At 58.0% G+C, this 15,687-nt stretch carries 11 protein-coding genes and 1 tRNA gene; 7 read left to right on the forward strand and 5 right to left on the reverse strand.

Annotation, left to right across the window (positions count from 1 at the left end):
• Positions 1 to 149 precede the first annotated feature (149 nt).
• Positions 150 to 1,325: an LCP family protein gene (locus tag L7A15_RS09730; protein ID WP_237208843.1), complete on the forward strand. Its 1,176-nt coding sequence runs from the start codon at positions 150 to 152 to the stop codon at positions 1,323 to 1,325.
• Positions 1,326 to 1,488: 163 nt separating this feature from the next.
• Here the strand turns inward: L7A15_RS09730 and L7A15_RS09735 are convergent, their stop codons facing one another.
• Both L7A15_RS09735 and pepN read right to left on the reverse strand, forming a co-directional pair.
• A complete protein-coding gene (locus L7A15_RS09735) occupies positions 1,489 to 2,667 on the reverse strand; it encodes a hypothetical protein (RefSeq protein WP_237208844.1) in 1,179 nt (392 codons plus the stop codon).
• A gap of 149 nt (positions 2,668 to 2,816) precedes the next feature.
• Entirely contained in the window at positions 2,817 to 5,459 is a 2,643-nt protein-coding gene (gene pepN, locus L7A15_RS09740; RefSeq protein ID WP_237208845.1) for an aminopeptidase N, read from the reverse strand.
• Between the two features lie 210 nt (positions 5,460 to 5,669).
• On the opposite strand from pepN, the gene L7A15_RS09745 reads away from it, so the two are divergent.
• A tRNA-Leu gene (locus L7A15_RS09745) sits at positions 5,670 to 5,755 on the forward strand.
• A gap of 176 nt (positions 5,756 to 5,931) precedes the next feature.
• Here the strand turns inward: L7A15_RS09745 and L7A15_RS09750 are convergent.
• Positions 5,932 to 6,270, reverse strand: coding sequence for a hypothetical protein (locus tag L7A15_RS09750; RefSeq protein ID WP_237208846.1), 339 nt, complete (start codon positions 6,268 to 6,270; stop codon positions 5,932 to 5,934).
• 274 nt (positions 6,271 to 6,544) lie between these two features.
• Here L7A15_RS09750 and L7A15_RS09755 point away from each other — a divergent pair, with 274 nt between their 5' ends.
• Positions 6,545 to 8,026: a protein adenylyltransferase SelO gene (locus tag L7A15_RS09755; protein WP_237208847.1), complete on the forward strand. Its 1,482-nt coding sequence runs from the start codon at positions 6,545 to 6,547 to the stop codon at positions 8,024 to 8,026.
• 82 nt (positions 8,027 to 8,108) lie between these two features.
• On the opposite strand, the gene L7A15_RS09760 is transcribed toward L7A15_RS09755, so the two are convergent.
• Positions 8,109 to 10,487, reverse strand: a complete 2,379-nt coding sequence (locus L7A15_RS09760) for an MDR family MFS transporter (RefSeq protein ID WP_237208848.1) — start codon at positions 10,485 to 10,487, stop codon at positions 8,109 to 8,111.
• Positions 10,488 to 10,865: 378 nt separating this feature from the next.
• Between L7A15_RS09760 and L7A15_RS09765 the strand changes: the two genes are divergently transcribed.
• The 4 genes from L7A15_RS09765 to mshC all read left to right on the forward strand — a co-directional run bounded on the left by L7A15_RS09765 (position 10,866) and on the right by mshC (position 14,657).
• Positions 10,866 to 11,828, forward strand: coding sequence for an L-lactate dehydrogenase (locus tag L7A15_RS09765; RefSeq protein ID WP_237208849.1), 963 nt, complete (start codon positions 10,866 to 10,868; stop codon positions 11,826 to 11,828).
• A 217-nt stretch (positions 11,829 to 12,045) separates the two neighbouring features.
• Positions 12,046 to 12,333: a hypothetical protein gene (locus L7A15_RS09770; RefSeq protein ID WP_237189075.1), complete on the forward strand. Its 288-nt coding sequence runs from the start codon at positions 12,046 to 12,048 to the stop codon at positions 12,331 to 12,333.
• 89 nt (positions 12,334 to 12,422) lie between these two features.
• Complete coding sequence (locus L7A15_RS09775; protein WP_237208850.1) at positions 12,423 to 13,253, forward strand: undecaprenyl-diphosphate phosphatase; 831 nt, start codon at positions 12,423 to 12,425, stop codon at positions 13,251 to 13,253.
• Between the two features lie 108 nt (positions 13,254 to 13,361).
• Entirely contained in the window at positions 13,362 to 14,657 is a 1,296-nt protein-coding gene (mshC, locus tag L7A15_RS09780; RefSeq protein WP_237208851.1) for a cysteine--1-D-myo-inosityl 2-amino-2-deoxy-alpha-D-glucopyranoside ligase, read from the forward strand.
• Between the two features lie 95 nt (positions 14,658 to 14,752).
• Here the strand turns inward: mshC and L7A15_RS09785 are convergent, their stop codons facing one another.
• Positions 14,753 to 15,655, reverse strand: a complete 903-nt coding sequence (locus L7A15_RS09785) for a PAC2 family protein (protein WP_237189078.1) — start codon at positions 15,653 to 15,655, stop codon at positions 14,753 to 14,755.
• Positions 15,656 to 15,687 lie beyond the last annotated feature (32 nt).

Raw genomic sequence — 15,687 nt, forward strand, 5'->3', positions numbered from 1 at the left:
AATATCACACCCCGGTTTGAGTGACTTCTCACCCAAACCGGGGTGTTTTGTGTCCTATAGAACTAGAATTGACCTAATTGCACTCGAATCCTGCGCTCCCTGACGCCCACAGAGCCGCAGAAAAACACCTTTAGCCGGAGGAAGGAACCATGTCAACTACCCCTGCAGAACCCCAAAAGAAACGTCGTAAGCCGTTCCTGTGGATTGTACTGTCCCTGGTGCTCGTTGCCCTGCTGGGAGCTGGCGGCTACCTCTTCATGCTCAACAGCGCCTGGAATCAGGCCCAGACCATTGAAAACGCCATGCCTAATGAGGATGGCACTGTTGCAACGGTCGATCCCGTCGGTGAAGAAGAACTGAAGAAACTCGTTGAAGAGAACGTTGCGGTCACCGAGGAAATTCAGAACGAAGAGACTCCTGAGGTCAGCCTCGAAGCCAACATTACTGAAGATGACACCAACGGCGACGGTATTCTGGACGCTGTATCCGGCGGCCAGGTAACTTCCCGTCCGGTGGACGCCGCATCCACCGACATCCTGCTGCTGGGCTCTGACCAGCGTTCAGGTGCAGCAGCTGCCCGGGTGAGTGGAGCTCGCGCTGACTCCATCATGGTTCTGCATATTCCTGCTGATGGGTCAGCTGCCTACCTGATTTCAATCATGCGTGATACCTGGGTCAATATCCCCGGCTACGGCTCTGCCAAGGTAAACGCCGCCCTCAACTACGGTGGTGTCGCCCTGCAGGTTGCCACGATTGAGCAGCTTTTGGGCATCCGCATGGACCACGTTGCTGAAATTGATTTTGAGGGCTTCAAAGCCCTGGTGGACACCCTCGGCGGGGTGGACGTCAAGGTCCCCGTTGGTTTCACGACCTCCGGCGCTACTCCCTACACCTTCTCAGCGGGTGTCAATTCCATGAATGGCACCCAGGCTTTGGCTTTTGTGCGTGAGCGTTACACCTTCTCTAACGGTGACTACCAGCGCGTGATCAACCAGCGGGCCTTCATCCGTGGCGTCTACTCCAAGCTGCGTTCGCAAGGTGCAATGTCTTCTGCAGCAAGCCTGCTGCCCGTCATTCAGTCTGTTGCCCCCTACATGAGTGTAGATTCAGGCCTGACTCCCAGCCAGATTGTTGGTATTGCCCAGCCTGTTCTGGCGAACGGCAACACCCAGCTGGTTACCATGACCCTGCCTAATGCCGGTACCGGCTGGTCCTGGAATGGCCAGTCCATTGTGGTGCTTGATTCTGCAGCTACTGGGGCTATGTCCCAGGCGCTTCAGACCGGAACCATGAGTAACTTCGTGGCAACCTACGGCGCCGACTAAGAACAGCAAGGGGAGGGCCCAACTAGGGCAGGTTATTCCACAGGGCAGGTTACCTTTTAGGTAGCCTGCCCTGCTTCTTTGCCCTCACACACCCTTCTCGCCCGGCAGCCTGGGCACAAAAAAGCGGGGGTGCTAGGTGGGCACCCCCGCAACAGATAAGCGGTTAGTTTTCTAAGGGGTCTTCAGAGACCTCTTCTTCTGTGTAGGAGTTGTCCCTACCAAAGAAAAGGGCTGCAAAAGCCACCGAGGCGCCCAGCACCACGCACAGAATACCGAGCATGGGCTTGTAGAAAATAGTGACTAGACCAATCGCAAGAATCAAGCCCCCAGCAATGCCAAGGAGCACCGAAATCCTTTGAAGGCCAAGGGAGGCAGGCTGGTGGATTTCAGCGCCGTCAGCGACGTCGGCCTGATCAGCTGGGTCTGCCGACGGGGCTGGGGAACCGGCCCGGGTCGGAAGCAGGGTGCGCTTCTTCTTGGGGGCTGAACCCCGAAGATTTTCTCCTTCAGTTGCAACATAGGCATCAGGAACATCGTAGGAGGCAGCAGGAGCCAGGAGCTCGGGCAGGTAGTTGGGCAGCTCCTGGAACCAGTCGCTAGGAATATCAGCTGCGCGAACAGCCTGAACAGTCAGGGAAAGCTCAAAGGCATTACCACGAATAGTGCCCCAGGCGCTGGTCAACTTGTGGTGGTCATAGGCGTAGCGAATAACAGGTGCTAGCTGCTCAGAAATCTGGGTGGAAAGCCGCCCCACCACCTTACGGTCATGGAGGACATCCACGGAGTCAACCACACGGCCGTCCGCCAGCTTAATCTGATTATTTTCAAGGCTCAGAATAACCCGGCCTTCACCCGAAGGAGGCAGGATGGAATGCAGATACTCAGAGTGGTTTTTCTCGTCCAGCACCTTCATGGACGGCCCCTGGGGCAGCAAGGTTGCCTGGGTTGGGGCGTTATTGAGGGGGAAAAGAGACCCCGGAGCGCTCAAAGAAAGCACCCCGCTACTTTCAATATGGGTCTCACCGGTCGAACCACGAAGAACAGCCGAGAGCTGCAACTGGGCAACAGGGGAGTAGCCAGAGGCCACAACCCGGGTTACCGGGCCCCAATAGGCTGCAGAAGACTCAGGAGAAAAACGCCCCACCTTCAGATCATCAACGTACACGGCAATCGCATTAGGCTGATAGGGGTTATCAGGCTCAGGCACAAGATGGGCCTCACCGTGCCACACCTTTTCGCGATCAATGTGTAGCTCCTCAAAAATTTGAAGAATCTCGGCATCATAGAAATCATCGGTGATGATGGTGACGCTGCCACGATCGCCCAGCACATAGTCGGCCACAGCCTGCTCCTTTTGACGGCAAAACTTACTCTTTATAGCTTCTCACGAAAAGCCGGTTTTGGTTCGCACACTAACGACCCAAAACCGGCTTTCTTCCCTTATTTTGAGGTAGACACCTAAGAGGAGGTAATCAACCTCTCGTTACCGGCCTAACCTGCTTGAAGATTAGCTTCCTGGGCGCGAAGGATACGCTGGGCATCATCCAGCAGCTCAATCACCAACCGGCGCAAGGCAGAGGGGGCATCCTGGTGCGCATCAAGCCAGGCCTGGGTGGCAAGAACAACCGGGTGCTCACCCACAGAACCCTCAGCTAACTCAACATTCGGGTACAACCCCCGAATCACCCGCGTCGCCATACCACCAGAACGCTCAGCCCAGGTAGGAGCCAACAAGTCAAAATAGGCTGTACGGTACTCCCGACGCAGAGACTCAGGCCCATGCTGGAAACCCGAAGCCGTAGCAGTCAACAACTCATTCGACAGGGCCTGATCCTCGGTCACAGCCTGCCAGGCAGCTCCCTTAGCCTCAGCCGTCGGGAAAGCAGCCTGAGCAAAAGCAAACCCGCGCTCAGCCGTCGCCGACGGACGGAAAGCCCGCGCAAGCTCAAGATCTTCCAAGCCCACCTGATCCTGCACAGCCAAAGCCCCCAGAGCCTTCCACCCCAAAGTCTGACTGAACTTCACCCCGTCCGCACCCGGCAAGAAACCAACAACATCCTCCCGAGCACCACGAGCAACCTCCTGAGCAAACTCAAGACCCAAAGCCGAATGAGCAGACACAGCAAGCAAAGCCCGCACCATAATCAACTGCTCATCACTACCAGCCTCAGCAGACTCCAAAGCCTGCGACACAGCAGTAAACAAGGAATCCCACAAGAACTCCCGCTGACCCTCCGGGGTATACAAACTAATCACAGCCTGAGCCTGATCCAGCAGGTTAGACAGCAAGGTCGCAGACTTCTCCTGCGCCGCAGCCAACCCAACCGCCTGAACAAAACGTGACCCCTCAAGACGGCCATCACGCACCATGTTCCACAAGGCACCCCACACCAAGCCACGAGACAAAGAATCCTGAATCGTCGACACCTGAGACAAAGCCAAAGCCAAACCGGAATCCTCAGTCAAAGCAACCTTGGCATAGGTCAAATCCTCAGCATTGAGCAAAACCAGATCAGCAGCAGCCACAAGAGCCCGCTCCTGCTCAGTCAACTCAACCACCACCTCATTCTGACCCACAGGAATATCAGCAGACACCACACCCGTAGGCACCAGACGCCCACCCTCAGAAACAAACAGGGCAATCTTCAACACATGCGGACGCCCCAACTCAGCAGGAACACCCACAGGCAGCTGCTGACGAACCACCAACTGCACCGAACCATCAGCACCAGCTACACGCTCACACGACAACTCAGACAAACCACTCGTCTGCAACCAGGCCTCAGCCCAGGTACGCACATCCCGATCAGAAACCTCATCAAGCACACCCAAGAAATCATCCAAGGTCGTATTACCCCAAGCAAAACGCTTAAAGTACACCCGCGCAGCCTCAACAAACTGATCAAACCCAACATAGGCAACCAGCTGCTTCAGGGCACTCGCACCCTTAGCGTAAGTAATACCGTCAAAATTCTGACGGGCAGCCTCAAGGTGGGGAATATCAGCAACAATCGGGTGAGTCGTCGGCAACTGATCCTGACGGTAAGCCCAAGCCTTCCGCGAATTCGCAAAGGTGACCCAGGCGTCCTTAAAACCATTCGCCTCAGCAGCACCCAAATGCCCCATGAAGTCAGCAAAAGACTCCTTGAGCCACAAGTCATTCCACCACTTCATCGTCACAAGATCACCAAACCACATGTGACTCATCTCGTGGCAAATCACATTAGCCCGGCTCTCCAACTGCGACTCATCAGCCCCAGCCACATAAATATAACCCTCAGTAAACGTCACCAAACCCGGGTTCTCCATCGCCCCCAGGTTGTACTCCGGCACAAAAGCCTGCTCATACTTGGGGTAGGGGTAAGCATAATCAAAGAGGTCCTGGAAGAAATCCAGGCCCTGCTTGGTCACAGCAAAAATATTCTGGTAGTCAAAATGTTCTTTGAGGGACTGACGGCAATAGGCAACCAGCGGAACAGGCCCAGAATTCACAGCAGACGCCGGGGTATAAGTATCAAAAGCCGCAAAATACTCACCCGCAACAATACAAGTGATATAAGTCGAAATACGCGCCGTCGGCCTAAACACCCGCTTAGAAATCGACGCATCAGACGGATCATCAATCTCCCGCTCCAACTCACCGTTAGAGCTCACCACCCAACTCTTCGGAGCCGTAATACGGAAGTTGAACACAGCCTTCAAATCAGGCTGCTCAAAACACGGAAAAACCCGCCGACAATCAGCAGGCTCATACTGGGTATACAAATAAACCCTGCCATCAGCCGGATCAACATACCGGTGCAAACCCTCACCCGACCGACTAAAGTACGACCGGCCCTTGATAGTAAGAGTATTCTCCGCCTGCAAACCCGGCAGAGCAATACGGGAGCCCTCAACCACCTGGTCAAGGGGGAGGCGCTCGCCGTTGAGTTTGACGGAGTCAATGGATTGGTGGATGTAGTCGATGAAGGTGGTCGAACCGGGCTCAGCTGTGAACCGGACGGTGGTGGCCACGGGGTAGGTTTCGAATTCTTCACCAGCGTTGGTGAGGTCGACGTGGACGTCGTAACTGTCAATTGCAATGAGGGAAGCACGCAGGGCTGCTTCTTCTTGAGTCAAATTTTCGTTATTCACATCACCATCTTAACGTCTGGGGTGGAGGTTGGTCTAGCTCTCACCTGGGCTTTCGGCGCGGACGTTGGGGGTGCGGTTGAGGGGTGGTGGCAGGTGGGGTGGAGGTTGGGTGCTGGCCCACCCACTGGGTGATTTGCAAACTATCTGGGGCTGGTGTATTGTTATTACTCGTTGCCAGCACGGCTTCGGAAGAAGTCTGCAAGACACCTTGCGCGGGTGGCGGAATAGGCAGACGCGCTAGCTTGAGGTGCTAGTCCTCGTATTAGAGGGTGGGGGTTCAAGTCCCCCCTCGCGCACAAACAATCCCCGGTTCACACGAGCCGGGGATTTTTCTATTCTCACACTGCAGCCCAGAGCTAAAAGCTCAGGACGGGCCAGCGGTAGGGGTGCAATCCGGCCCATCCTGGGTGCATGGCAAGAGCCCCTATCGAACGGTGTTCGGTAGGGGCTCTTGGGCTGGGGTTTGAGGTTTTTATTGGGGGGTGAGTCCGCGGCGTTTGAATTCGGCTTGCATTTCGGGCCGGGCGTCGATGTTTTTGATTCGGGGGATTGCGTCTAGCGCGGGGGGCCATTGGGAGTTGTAGGGGAGGGGGTGGGTGTTGCGCCAGGCGACCCAGGCGCGTGGGGGGATGGGGATGTTGAAGTGGTCGATGACTCTAATGGAGTCTGTGATCATGTAGTCGGTGTCCCCCTGGCCTCCTGGTTCATGGAGATATTTTTTGGCTTCTTCCGGTGCGTTGTCTATCGCAGCGCAGTTGATGTACATTGCTGCGACATCATCGCTTTCGAGATAGTGCATTGGTGTTGCCATTTTTGAATCTTTCCTTGAGGAAGTCGCCGTAGAGGGGTGCTCTGAGGAGGGCTTTGTTTCCTAGGTTAACATAGGTGTTTATGCCTCGTCAGGGGTAGCCTGAATGCATTTTCCAGGGTTTGTCTATCTTCTTTCGCCCCATCAACCATAAATGTTACTTATCAGTTAAACTGATTATTTTTGGTGGGCGCCCTTGAAGAATTTTCTAGCCACGGGGCAACTCCCCGCTACGGGCACGTCCTTTCAGCCTCAGACGGGGCGCTAGACTGGCCCTATGCACTCAACCCCAGCCAGCCCGTCCACACCGCCCCTGGAGCACACCTACACCGGCAGCTTCCCTGACCTAGCGCAACCAGCCGAGCCAGAAATCCCTGCCGGTACCCGCCTGGCCTGGCTCAACAACCAGCTAGCCCAAGAACTCGGGCTCGACCCCCACTGGCTTGCAACCGACGAAGGGCAGGCCTGGCTCACAGGCAGGGGGTCGGCCCCCACCTACGCCCTAGCCTATTCCGGCTACCAGTTCGGCCAGCTGTCCCCGGTGCTGGGGGACGGCCGGGCCCACCTCGTCGGCGAACTCGCTGACCCCACCCGGCGGGACCTGCACCTGAAAGGCAGCGGGCGGACGCCCTTCTCCCGCCCCGGTTCGGACGGCAAGGCCCCCCTCAGCGCAGCGTGGCGCGAAGCCGTCATGGGGGAAGCCCTGCATGCGCTCGGCCTGCCGACCACCAGGGCCCTGGCTGTCTTTGAAACAGGGGAGCGGGTGCAGCGTCGCGCCCCCGAACCGGAGCCAGCCGGGCTGCTAGTGCGGGTGGCAGCTAGCCACCTGCGTGTGGGAACGTTCCAGTACGCCCAGTACCATGCCACCCCAGAGCTCCGCAGCCGACTGGTGGAATACGCCCTGGAGCGTCACTACCCTGGCCTAGCCCTCGGTGGCACCCCTGGGGAACGGGCCCTGGCCCTGCTGGGTGGGGTCGCCGACCGCCAGGCCAGGCTGGTTGCCCAGTGGCAGGCCCTGGGGTTCGTCCACGGGGTGCTCAACACCGATAACGTCACGATATCGGGGGAGGCTATCGATTTTGGCCCCTGCGCTTTCCTGGATGTATTTGAGCGGGGTAAGGTTTTCAGTTCTATCGACCGGCAGGGCCGCTACGCCTACAACCACCAGCCCGGTATCACCGCCTGGAACCTGTCGCGCTTTGCTGAAACCCTGCTCGATTTGATAGACCCAGAGGACCCCAACCGGGCGATTGAGCTAGCCACAGAGGTAATAACCCGCTTCGAAAAGGACGTAGTTGACCACCAGATTAACCTGTTTGCAGCCAAGCTAGGCCTCGATACGACGGGGGCGGGGCAGGACGTCCGCGCCCAGGTAGGGCGCTTGGGGCAGGGGTCCCTGGGCCTGATGGAACGCCATGCCCTGGATTTCACGGGCTTCTTCAGAGCCCTGACTGAGGGTACCTGCCTGATCTCGGGGGAGGACGGCCAGGTGTGGGGTGAGCAGGTGGAGGTGCTCCGTCACGCCACTGCCACGAGCCCTGACCGGGCCCAGGAGCTGATGGAGGCCCATAATCCTGTCTATATCCCTCGTAATCTGGCCCTTGAAGCTGCCCTGCGCCAGGTGGAGGCCGGGAACAAGGAGCCAATCCTGCGCCTGCTGGACGTTGTGACCTCCCCCTTTGACCGCCGGCCAGGGTACGAGGACCTAGAAACTGCCCCGCCAGAGTCACGCTACTTCACGAGCTTTTGCGGAACCTAGCCGGAGGCAAGTGTGCTACATAAAAAGGCCGGGGCCTGCTCCCACCATGGGAAGAGCTGGCCCCGGCCCTATTTGTCAGAGGTTAGCGGGAGCGGCGGCGGGCCCAGGTCACTAGGGCAGCACCAGCGGCAGCAAGCCCCGCAAGGCTAGCCAGACGTAGGCCCGGACGCGACGCACCAGCGTCCGTCTGCGGCGCAGGTGCAGAAGACCCCAGCCCACCAGCCTCAACATCTTCACTCTGAGACTGAGGTGTAGAGTCTGAAACACCTAGAGAAGATTCACTCTCAAGCTGACGATTAGACTCACCACCGGCAGTAGCCACCCCTCTCACCGGCAGGGCCCCGGTGCTTGCAGACTGGGCTTCCAGAACATCCCGGGAGGCCGGAGTCTCAGCGCCAGAACCTGTCACCTGCTCGTCGGCTCCTTGAGCCTGGCCAGCCTTCTGGGCGTTCTCCTGCAGGCCCGACGCAGTACGCAGCGGGGGAGTCTTGAAGAAGAGGGCCAGTACGAAGGCCAGAACCGTCACCAAGAAACCGACCCAGTAGACCGAAAGGGTTGAGGCATTAAACCCAACCATGAAGGGGCGGGTCAGGCGGGCGTCTGCCCCGATCAGGTAGGAGGTATCAGAGGTAGATACCTCAGAACTTGCACCCTCGGTAGAGGTTGAAGCAAGTTGCTCAGCAATACTTGGAGCCAGCTGATCAACCCAGTAGGAACGCTGGGCCTGATCAGACCAATCAACCGTCAGAACCCCATCCACCACAGAAGCGTGGGCCTGCTCGGCAGCAGTGGCTAGGGCAGCTTCTTCAGCCGCCGGTGTAGCTTCAGCAACCTGGGCATCAATCAGGGTCTGAGTCTGATCGGCAGGTAGGGTGCCAGCGTCCACCTGGGCCTGAACCGCAGCGGAAACCTGCTGGTAGACCGCCTCATCGGCAGTAGCCCGGGCCTGGTCGGAGGCCGCCGACAACTGGCTGGTAATAGAAGCCTGGGCCGGTGAAACCACCTGGTTCCACATCTGCTCCATAATGCCCTGGTTAGCGGGGGCTGAAGCTACCGCAGGGGTCAAGGCGGCGTCCAGACCCGCCCGCAGGTCGTCTTCGTCGCCCATAGCCTTCATAATGTTGCCGGGCATAGCCGAGAAGAGAACCGACAGCAGCACGGCGGTGCCCATGGTGCCACCAATCTGGCGGAAGAAGGTGGAGGCAGAGGATGCCACACCCATGTAGGCGGGGGAGACGGCGTTCTGCGCTGCCAGGGTCAGGGACTGCATGAGCTGACCCAAGCCTAGGCCCATGATGAACATGCCGATTATGAGGAACCAGAGGGGGCGGTCAGCCGTCATAAAGGTCAGGTAGTAGTAGGCCACCACCATCAGGGCGGTGCCCAGGATGGGGAAGATTCGGTACTTGCCGGTGCTGGCGACGAGTCGGCCAGACACGATCGAGGCCGTCATTATACCTGCCATCATGGGCAGGGTGGCGAAGCCTGATTCGGTGGGGGTGAGGCCGGTGACGATCTGCAGGTAGAGGGGGATAGTCATCATGGCGCCGAACATGCCGAAGCCAACCAGGAAGCCCAGAATGGACGACATGGAGAAAGCACCTGAGCGGAAGAGGGCTAGGGGGATGATGGCGTCCTGCCCCATCTTGGATTCGATGATGAGGAAGGCGGCCAGGCCCAGGGCGGAGAGGGTGAAGCAGGTCAGTGAGCTGGGGGAAGTCCAGCCCCATTCGCGGCCCTGTTCAGCCACGAGAAGTAGGGGGACGAGGGCGACAACTACGCTGGTTGCGCCCCACCAGTCCACGCGGGGCTTGAGTGTGGCGTCTGTGATTCGGGGTAGGTGCAGGAACTTCCACACCATGCCCAGAGCGATCAGGCCGATGGGGACGTTGATGAGGAAGACCCAGCGCCAGCCAGTGACCCAGAGGATTTGGTCTGCCCCGGCGAAGAGGCCGCCGGTCAGGGGGCCGAGGACGGAGGAGATACCGAAGACGGCCAGGAAGTAGCCCTGGTACTTGGCACGCTCACGGGGGGCCAGCATGTCGCCCATAATCGCCATGGGCAGGGACATCAGGGCGCCAGCACCGATACCCTGGAAGGCTCGGAAAGCTGCCAGCATGATCATCGAAGTGGAGAAGCTAGAAAGAAGCGAACCCAGAATGAAGACGACGATACCGAAGAGGTAGAGGGGACGGCGGCCGAAGAGGTCGGAGAGTTTGCCGTAGATGGGGGTGGTGATCGTGGAGGTGATCATATAGGCGGTGGTGACCCAGGCCTGCTGTTCGAGGCCGTGGAGGTCGTCGCCGATCGTCCTGATGGCTGTTGAGACGATGGTTTGATCGAGGGAGGAGAGGAACATGCCTGCCATGAGGCCGACGATGACCAGCATGATTTGCCGCTGGGTCATGAGGGGTTGGCCTGTGGCGGCTGTCTGCTCCGGGGTAGCTGGTGCTGTAGACATGACGAACCTTTGGTTTGGGGTGGTGGTGGGTTCGCGCGGTTTTGCTTGGTCTACGGGCAAGGACGCGGTGTGGGCGGCTTGGCGGGTAGGTCTTGGGTTCGCGAACTTCTTAAGCTTAGGTGCAGTTCTGCAAAAAATCAGCCTTGGTGGGGGTGGCGTGCGCTATAGGTATAGGTCGCGGTAGTCACCCGAGTAGGGTGTGACCTTACACAAAGGGTCAAAACAAACATATTTGGTTTTGTGGGGAAATACCCCCTTAAGGTTGGGGTAACCCCAAATAAATAACACATAAACCCACATAAACACTCATTTTTTCTGGCATACTGGTGTCATACCAAACAACACAATCACTCACAGATTCTGTGAAAGGACCCTCTCATGGCACTGGAAAAGAAGCACACCAAGCTCGGCGTAATTGGCGCAGGTGGCGTTGGCTCAGCAACCGCCTACGCAGCAACCCTCCGCGGCGCAGCAGACGAGGTCGTCATCTACGACATCGCCGGTGAACGCGCAGAAGCAGAAGGCCTGGACATCGCCCACGGCACCATGTTCGCCCACGAAGTAGCCGTTTCAGGCTCAGGCGACGTAGAAATCCTGCGAGACTGCGACCTCATCATCGTCACCGCCGGCGCCCGCCAGAAGCCCGGCCAGCCCCGCCTCGAACTGGCAGAAGCCAATGTCAACATCTTCAAGTCCATGCTCCCCAAGGTCATGGAGGTAGCCCCCAACGCTATCCTCATGATCGTCACCAACCCCTGTGACGTCCTTGCCGTTGTAGCCCAGAAGATCACCGGCCTGCCCACTGAACGCTGCTTCGCCTCCGGCACCGTCCTTGACTCCTCCCGCCTGCGCTGGCTGATCGCCGAAAAGGCCGGCGTCTCCATCAAGTCCGTTCACGCTAACATCGTGGGCGAACACGGCGACTCAGAGTTCCCCGTCTGGTCAGCAGCTAACATCGGCATGGTACCCCTGGACGAGTGGACCAACGACGCCGGCGAAAAGGTCTTCACCGACGAGGTCAAGGAAGAACTGGCCGAGCAGGCCATGCGAGCTGCCTACAAGGTCATTGAAGGCAAGGGCTCAACCAACTACGCCATCGGTATCTCAGCAACCCGTATCGCAGAAGCCATCCTGCACGGCCAGGACGCCGTCCTGAACGTCGCAACCCAGATTCGTGGCCGCTACGGCATTGAAGGTGAAGCCGCCCTCTCCCTGCCCTCCGTTGTCTCCCGCGACGGCGTCAAGCGCGTCCTCGACGTCCCCATGACTGAGGAAGAAGTTGAGCGTCTGCGTGCTTCAGCTAACGCCATCAATGCTTCATTGGCATCACTGGGTTTCTAATATACTGAAAGTCCCCTAGTGAGGTTCTCTGAACCGAGCGTTTTCCAGCAGGTGCCCCGTGCTCATGAGCACGGGGCACTTTCTTTCCTGCCAGGGGCAGCCACCCCTACCGGCCACAGCGAGCAAGGGCAGCGAGAGCCTGCTGAGCAGCCACCTCAAACTGTGACATTGCCCCCTGATGTTTCTTTGTGTGATAAAAGGCTGTAACGTCTACTGTATGAGTACTAACCCTCGTGCCGAACTGGCCAACCTCGTATCAGCTCTTGAAGAGCACCTGAACTCCATCGTGAACAGCCGAGGCGATCACGATGCCTCTGTCGATAACGCCTATGTCGCTATTGCCAACGCCTTTGAACGTTACGAAGAAGCCCTGTTCGAAGCCTACGAAGAAGTCACCCCGCTGGAGGTCTTCATTGAAGACGACGACGAGGACGACGATTTCGACTATGACTTCGAAGACGACGAAACCGATGAGGTTGAGTACTACCAGGCCGATGACAAGTAGACCTGCAGAGCGGGGATAACCTGTTATTCCAAGCACAGCACCGCGTGCGGTGCTGTGCTTTTTCGTTGTCTCGCGTAGAGTTTTTGGTTGTGGAATGGATACAAGCAATTATCCTGGGGTTCGTCCAGGGTTTAACTGAGTTTTTGCCGATTTCGTCATCGGGTCACATCCGTATTGTGGGGCAGTTCCTGCCCAACGGGGAGGACCCTGGCGCGGCCTTTACCGCTATCACCCAGCTGGGTACTGAGGCGGCTGTTTTGGTGTTCTTCTGGAAGGACATCGTTCGCATTATTAAGAATTGGTTCGGGTCGCTGGTCGGCAAGGTTGATAAGAAGGACCCGGACGCTCGCATGGGCTGGTTCATCATTATTGGCTCCCTGCCCATTGCTATTCTTGGCCTGCTGCTGGAAGACTACATTGATTCAACCTTCCGTAGCCTCTGGATTACCGCAACCATGCTGATTGTGTTTGCTGTCTTCCTGGGTATTGCAGACAGGATTGGCAAGGAGCAGCGAGAGATTAAGGATCTGACCGTCAAGCACGGCGTCCTCTTTGGTTTCGCCCAGGCGCTGGCCCTGGTTCCCGGTGTCTCCCGTTCTGGCGGTACTATCATGGCTGGTTTGCTGATGGGGTACACCCGTGAAGCTGCAGCCCGGTACTCCTTCCTGCTGGCAATTCCGGCGGTTTTCGCGTCGGGTCTTTACAAGCTGGCTGGCAGCATTTCTGAGGGTTTTACCGGTTACTACGGTTTTGGCTCGACCATGCTGGCAACGGTTGTGAGCTTTGTGGTTGGTTACTTGATCATTGGCTGGTTCTTGAAGTACGTTTCTAACAAGAGCTACAGCATTTTCGTCTGGTACCGCATTGCCCTGGGCCTGGTGCTCTACCTGCTGCTGGGTCTTGGCGTTTTGGTTGCCTAAGACTTGAGTCACTTTCGATACCTGCCTGGAAGGTTTTCCGGGCAGGTATTGTTTTAGCTAGAAAGAATTTTGGCTTCGGTATGAAGCCCCGACGAACGCGAGGTGTTCATGCGAGCTTGGGATCAGCCCAGCATTCCGTCCCTACCTGGTCAGGCCCCCCTGCCTACTGTTTTTGATACTGCTGCCGGTGGTCGGGTGACCCTGGAGCGGGAGGAGAAGGCTGGGCTATATGTGTGTGGCATTACCCCTTACGATGCGACCCATATGGGCCATGCGTCAACCTATGTTGCGTTCGATGTGCTGAACCGGGCCTGGCGGGACGCTGGTATTCCGGTCACCTTCGTCCAGAACGTGACTGACGTGGATGACCCCCTGCTAGAGCGAGCTGAGGCCACTGGTGTTGACTGGCAGGTTTTGGCCCAGGAGCAGACGGACCTCTTCCGCACGGATATGGTGGCCTTGAACGTGATTGCCCCCGATCATTACGTGAGCGTGGTGGATTCGGTTCCTGCTGTTGCGGACGCTGTTAACCGCCTGTTGGAGGATGGGATTGCTTACCGTGTTCCTGGTTTTACGGCCGAGGACGGCACCACCCACCCGGACGGGGACATTTACTTTGATCTTGAGGCAGCTGAGGCCGCAGGTGCGGGCAAGCCCGGGGCCTGGGCCCTGGGCCAGGTAGCCCACTATGATGCCGATGAGATGCTCACAATTTTTGGGGAACGGGGAGGCGACCCGGAGCGTCCTGGTAAGCGTAACCCCCTTGACCCCCTCCTGTGGCGGGTTGAGCGTCCCGGTGAGCCTGCCTGGGAGGCAGGGGAGTTAGGGCGTGGCCGTCCCGGTTGGCATATTGAGTGCAGCGTGATTTCAAGCCAGTATCTGGGTGCCCCCTTCTCCGTGCAGGGCGGCGGGTCTGACCTGATTTTCCCCCACCACGATTTGGGGTCGAGCCATTCCTATGCCCTGAACGGCCGGCCCATGGCCCGTCACTTCATGCACACCGGCATGGTGGGGCTTGACGGCGAAAAGATGAGTAAGTCCCTGGGGAACCTGGTTCTGGTATCCAAGCTGCGGGCCGAAGGGGTAGAACCTGCCGCTATTCGCCTGGCTATTATGGATAACCACTACCGCACGGATTGGTTCTGGGAGGATTCCCTCCTGCAGAAAGCTAAGGGGCGGCTTGAACTGTACCGGTCTGCTGTTGCTGCAGCCCCCGGTGAAGCCGACGACCGCGCCCTTGCCCTGGTGAACACCGTCCGCGAGCAACTAGCAGACGACCTGAATACCCCGGCAGCCCTGGTGTCCATAGACCAGTGGGCACTTTCTACCCTAGAAAACGGTGGAGCAGGAGGTCAGCTCGTCGCTGATCTTTTGATGGCACGCTTGGGAATCAGCCTGTCCTAGCCCCCCACGCCTGAAAAACCGCCCTCCCGAGAGTACACATGCTCAAGGGAGGGCGGTTTTCTCGTTGCACCGTAATCGCAGGAGGGTTTTCCTTGTTAGCTTTGGGCCGTATCCTGGCCGTCGTCATTGCGATCTTGGAGGAACTTTTCGAACTCTGCTGCGATATCGAACTGGCTGAAATCGTTGATATCCCGTTCGGCTTCTGCGGCAGATTCCAGGTTGTGTACGTAGGCCTTGAGCTCAGGTTCCTCGTCGAGCAAGTCGTCGGCGTCGCGGTCCCAGCGCATCATCTCATTCTGAAAATGTTCGAGGGGCATCGGGAATTTGAGGATGGGCTCAAGCGTAGACAGCAAGGCAAAGGATGCCTTGGGCTGGGGAGGGTGGGCCACGTAGTGGGGGACAGAGACCCAAAGGGAGATGGTGTTCACCGAGTGTTTTGGGGCCTCGTGGGCCAGGACGCCAATAAGGCCGGTTTCACCGCTATAGGTTGAGGGCTGAACACCGGGAAGTTTCAGGGCCTCGGGTGAGTAGCTGGTGATCCCAACGGGGAGGGGCAGGGTGTGAGGGACCTCGTCCAGGAGGGAACCGATGAGCACAACCAGATCAACCTGCTCTTGGGCCGCGAAGGCGAAGAAATCGTCGCAGAAGGCTTTCCACCCCAGGGAGGGCTCCGGGCCAGTAAGGGTAAGGATTCTTGTGCCGCTAGTGGTTAGCGACTCAGTACATTTCAGTTCAGGCCAGATTAATTCTGTTCCCCCGGTCTGGTTGGGGGAGAGCTGGGGCCGGGTTTCGGTAAAGGAGTAGTACTGCTCGTGCTCAAAGCCCTGAACTGGGGACCCCTGGTAGTGGGAGCTGATGGTCTTGACCGCCTCAGTGGCAGCTTCACCAGCGTCATTCCACCCATCAAAAGCTACCAGCAGGACGGTTGGGGCGTGGGCTGGTCCTGGGTTCAGCGAGTTGAAATGGGCGAGGGCATCGACGGGAAGCGGTTCATTCATCACCCCCATATCTTACCTGATGGGCTTTCAGC

This window comes from Rothia nasimurium, assembly GCF_928391935.1.
GTDB classification, from domain to species: Bacteria; Actinomycetota; Actinomycetes; order Actinomycetales; family Micrococcaceae; genus Rothia; species Rothia nasimurium_D.